Raw genomic sequence first — 4,943 nt, 5'->3', positions numbered from 1 at the left:
TATTCGTCATTCTGAACAGTGAGGAACGAACGTGATTCAGAATCTACTGATCGAGCTTGATAGCACTAAGGTGATAAACTGAAATTAAACAGTGCGCTGATAATAGATTTCGGATGCTCGCCTGAACTCGTCCGGAATGACGCTGTTAGGTTCAGTGAGCGCGTTTCCGTAAGCAAAGCGCTCGGTATTCCCTACTTAACTACGTTCCCGTTGCAAGTAGATTCCTAGTCTCGCTTCGACTCGCTGGAATGACGTGTAAGTGCCCGTATTCAGTAAGCAAAGCGCTCGGCATTCTTGCTTCTGGGAAAGAGCGATATTCGTCATTCTGAACAGTGAGGAACGAACGTGATTCAGAATCTACAAACAGAGCTTGATAGCACTAAGGTGATAAACTGAAATTAAACAGTGCGCTGATAATAGATTCCGGATGCTCGCCTGAGCTCGTCCGGAATGACGCTGTTAGGTTCAGTGAACGCGTTTCCGTAAGCGAAGCGCTCTGTAATCTGTATTCCCAAAATTCTAGGCCCTAGGATTTTTTATTCCTAGGACCTTCTTTCCCTTTATTTCAACGCGTTAATCGCTACACCAGTTTGGTACAGGATCTGCGTCGCCGCTGTCCAGGTGCTTAATGCATCGCGGTAATCGGTGTCGATTGGCACTACAATCGTGTCGCCTGCTTGCAGTTCTTGATTGTTGTTACCGAACCAGTAGCCAGAGGTTGGTTTGTAAACCGAGCCATCTGCGCGCACAACGAAGATGCGATCTTCATCTGCTTGCTTCTTCGCGCCGCCCGCTTTATTTAGGTAATCATCCACATCTAACTTGTTATCCAGCAAGTATGTGATCGGTACCTGTACCTCACCCATGATGGATACCGTATTGCGGAAGGTTGGAACAAACAGGAAGTCGCCATCTTCTAACATAAAGTCGGCAGAACGTTCGTCTTTCAAAATGCGGTTAAGCTGCACCACCATGCGGCCAAGTGCTTGGCTGCGGCTTGCTTCTTCCACAAACGCGAGGGTTTTATCCGGATCAGAAATCACCGAGCCAATATTGCTGTCGGCACGGAAGGTCTTCTTTGCGGTTTCTGCTCGCATGTCTGCGGCGTATTGGTTTAGTAGCTTTTGCTCTTGGAGGCGCAGCGCCTCACGAGTGAAGATCGCGCCTTGTGGGTGAGCAAACTCGGTCAAACCACCCGCGCGCTCAAGAAGCTCACCTAACGTTTCACCTTGACGTACCGTGTAAGTACCCGGGAAAACAACTTCACCTTGTAGCGTCACCGTACTTTGCAGCTTCACATTTGGCTTTTCAAGAATGTTCAAACGGTCACGGCCGACAATGATCGCATCATCTACAGCGCTACCTTGAATGGCTTTGCGTAGATCAATGCGTTCAACATCAATAAAGGCACGTTCGTCTACATTGTTGATCACCGTGCGCGCAAGTTCTGCATTGAGGGTAAACGCGTTGTACGTTAAGCCACCAGCCGCTTCTAACAGTGTTGATACCGTCATACGTGGGGTAATCGGGTAACGACCTGGGTGTTTTACTTCACCGAAGACTTCTGCAATTTGTGGTGCTAAGCCTAGTCGAGACTGTTGCTGCAACTGCATCAGTACTGGTGCTAATAGCGTGCGACGGGTGTTTTGCTTCAATGCTTCGAAATCTTCTTGAGTGATCTCTTTACCACGGAAGATGATCTTAGGCTGTTGCGCTTGCTCCAGAGCGAACGCTGGATTGTTTACCCCGGTAGAGACACCTTGAGCACTGCTAGAGATCGCTGGAGTAGCATTTAATGGCGAAGTGACAGCAACAGAAGAGCTCATCACTTGCTGTTCTTTTTGTTGCTCTATTTCCGCTTTCGCTTGCGCTTGCTCTAAGGTTTTGGCTTTGGTGACCGTCTCTTGCTCTGCTAGTGTGTCTAAGTCTTCGTTATTAAAGCGGTTAAACACCAACACTCGGTCACGAGATTGCAGTTGCAAGTTATCTTTACTGCTCGGCGCTAAAATCGCCTTCGCTAAGTTAACCTGAAATACTTCAACATCGCGCTGGGCGTTGATTTCACGCACCACAACGGCGTAATTCACATCGGCGGTCGAGTTAAAAGAGGAGTCCACCGATTTAAACAAGTCTGCGATACGCAGGCCCGCTTTCCATTCCATAAAGCCCGGGTGACGAACATCGCCTTCGATTTGCACGTAGCGGGTGAGCTCTTCACTCTTCTTTAATACCTTAACGGCATCGCCGTCTTTGACTTTGGTGTATCGGGCGTTGGTTTGAGAAAAATCGAGCGTCAGTGCATCACGCGCCCCCTTCGCAGCATAACGTTTGATCTCCACTTGATCTCGGTAGGCGTTAGCCGTAAAACCACCCGCCATTTGAATCGCTTGCTTGTAGGTCTCTCCCGCTTTGATTTCATAAATAGCAGGACGATTCACTTCACCATCGATGGCAATCGTGTCACCCACAGGGCCAATGAACACCACATCGCCCGGCAATAGACGCACATCGTTACGTGCATCGCCTTTTAGCAGCAGGTTGTACATATCCAGCTTACGAATCACTTGGCCGTTACGCTTTAGCTGTACATTACGCAGTGCGCCACTTTCACCAAAGCCGCCGCTGTAGTAGATCGCTTGAGAAATCGTGGTTAATGCGCTCACAGTGTAAGAACCCGGCTTGTAAGCATCGCCCATCACGAACACTTGCATCGTGCGCATTTCTCCTAGGGAAATATCACTGCGAACGCCGATCATTTGCTCTTTGACACGTTGGTTCAGCGAGTCACGCACTTCTGAGAAGCTCATGCCTGCGACTTGAACTGGGCCAAGTGCTGGGAAGTTGATAAGGCCAGCACGATTTACACGTAAACGGTGAGTGGTGTTTTCCTTACCAAACAGCTGGATCACAATCTCGTCACCCGCGCCTACGGAATAATCGGCAGGCACAGGTACATCACTGATTGGTGCAAAGGTGGTAGGAGAGCCGGCAAACAGATCCAAACCAAAGCGTTTCAGCTTTTCATCTTGCTGAGGTTGTAAGTTAAACGGGTCGTTTTGTGCTGTCGTATTCTGCGGTGGTCGAGGCTCGATAACTTGTGGGTTTTCGTAATGGCTCGATGAAGCAGCACCAGAAGGGAGTGAGAAACCATACTGACTTGCCAACGCTTGTTGCTGATCGGCAGGTAAGCTTTTAAACATTTGGATTTGTTCTGGGGTTGGGTTTTGCGCCAAGGAATGCGAGGCAAACAAGCTTGCCAATGCGCACACGGCAATGGAGAGAGTTCCTTTAAGCATGGTAGTTCGCTATGAAAATCGGGTTAAAAATCCTAGTCCGTCGGTCCTAGGGCCTAGGTCTTTATTTAGAATCGGTGCTGAAAGCCAAGAGTGATGGCATTTAGGCGTACTTGATCTTCTGAGGCGTTGTCCACAAACTCAAACACGACGGCATTGTGTTTATCAAGCGCATAGTGCATGCCCAGACCGAAACTTACGCCTTTATCGTTTTGTGAGCCAACACCTTGTTTGTCGATCTCAACGCGAGAATAACCCGCTAACCCATAAATCGCGATGCGCTCTGCAACCGGCATATTTAGCTTAATAAAGCCACTTGCCAGGCTATCAACGGCAAGGCCACTGTCTCGTTGAACAGAAGTACCATAACGGGCTTCTAGAGCGAGATAATCATTGAAGAAGTAACCGACTTGCGCTTGCAGAAGGAAAGGACTACCTTCAGTAACAAGAGGTTGCGTTACTTGAGAAGAGGAAGATTGGTGGTATTCCGCGTTAGAGTAACTAACTAATGCGCCTGCATAAAAATCAGCAGACGCAGAAAATGAGCACAAGCCCAAACTGGCTGCACTCAACACACCTAACCATGGTCGTTTGTTAATCACTTAAGAGGTCCCTGGGTATTAACTTGCCACCACGCGTTTCTGCATAAGCGCCAAATTTCTAGTTAATTCATTGGGCGTTTCTACGCTACCGCCCTGCGGCATTACGCGTAAGCCACTGTTCGCAAGAGTCTATTTTTTATTGATTTATTTTTATTTCGTGCAATTTTCGAGCGCTAAACGTAATAAAACATCGTTTTTAATGCCAACTCAAAAACTGGCAAATTATGCATGGATCGGCGTAAAACGGCAAGGGTATCGGATTGGAGAGGAGTATTTGTGCGGTTTGGTGCTCAAAAATATTAGGTCGTAATTATTTCGGTCCTAGGGACCTAGGTGGAGCGCTATGTGAGTTTGTGCATACCATTGCTTTTTGAGAAAGTGGTTGGAATACAGTACACGGAGCGCTGCGCTTACAGAAAAACACTCACTGAACTAACGGCGTCATTCCGGACGAGCTCAAGCGAGCATCCGGAATCTATTATCAGCGCACTGTTTGGTTTCGGTATATCTCCTTAGTGATATCAAACTCGGTCTGTAGATCCTGAATCACGTTCGTCCCTCACGGTTCAGAATGACAGTTACTTTAACGCGCTCTCAACGAGAAGGTTCGTCATTCTAGCGAGCTCAAGCGAGACTAAGAATCTAACCTCAGCAAGTTCCCCAACCAAATAGAGCCATCTCACTACCGCAAAATCGGATAGTAGGTCCTGCATCACGTTCGTTCCTCACGGTTCAGAATGACGAATATCTCCCTTCCCCAGAAGCAAGAATACCGAGCGCTGCGCTTACGGAAACACTCGCACTGAACTAACGCCGTCATTCCGGGTGAGCTCAAGCGAGCATCCGGAATCTATTATCAGCGCACTATTTAATTTCGGAATATCTCCTTAGTGATATCAAACTCGGTCTGTAGATTCTGAATCACGTTCGTCCCTCACTGTTCAGAATGACAGTTACTTTAACGCGCTCTCAACCGAGAAGGTTCGTCATTCTAGCGAGCTCAAGCGAGACTAAGAATCTAACCTCAGCAAGCTCCCCAACCAAATAG

At 48.0% G+C, this 4,943-nt stretch carries 2 protein-coding genes; both read right to left on the bottom strand.

The annotated features are described in order from the left end of the window. Window positions 1–560: 560 nt before the first annotated feature. A complete protein-coding gene (locus AK965_RS20005; RefSeq protein WP_099081230.1) occupies window positions 561–3,296 on the bottom strand; it encodes an SLBB domain-containing protein in 2,736 nt (911 codons plus the stop codon). Window positions 3,297–3,361: 65 nt separating this feature from the next. Continuing rightward, window positions 3,362–3,895: a porin family protein gene (locus tag AK965_RS20000; protein WP_099081229.1), complete on the bottom strand. Its 534-nt coding sequence runs from the start codon at window positions 3,893–3,895 to the stop codon at window positions 3,362–3,364. Window positions 3,896–4,943 lie beyond the last annotated feature (1,048 nt).

Origin of the sequence: Vibrio sp. PID17_43, assembly GCF_002608565.1 — a bacterium.
GTDB lineage: Bacteria > Pseudomonadota > Gammaproteobacteria > Enterobacterales > Vibrionaceae > Vibrio.
Note: the sequence above shows the minus strand (reverse complement) of the source record. Positions and strands in the feature narration are given on the sequence as shown.

What these genes read in the sequence shown, in the direction of transcription:
- AK965_RS20005 (WP_099081230.1), bottom strand. Translation starts at nt 3,296, where the DNA reads ATGCTTAAAGGAACTCTCTCCATTGCCGTGTGCGCATTGGCAAGCTTG.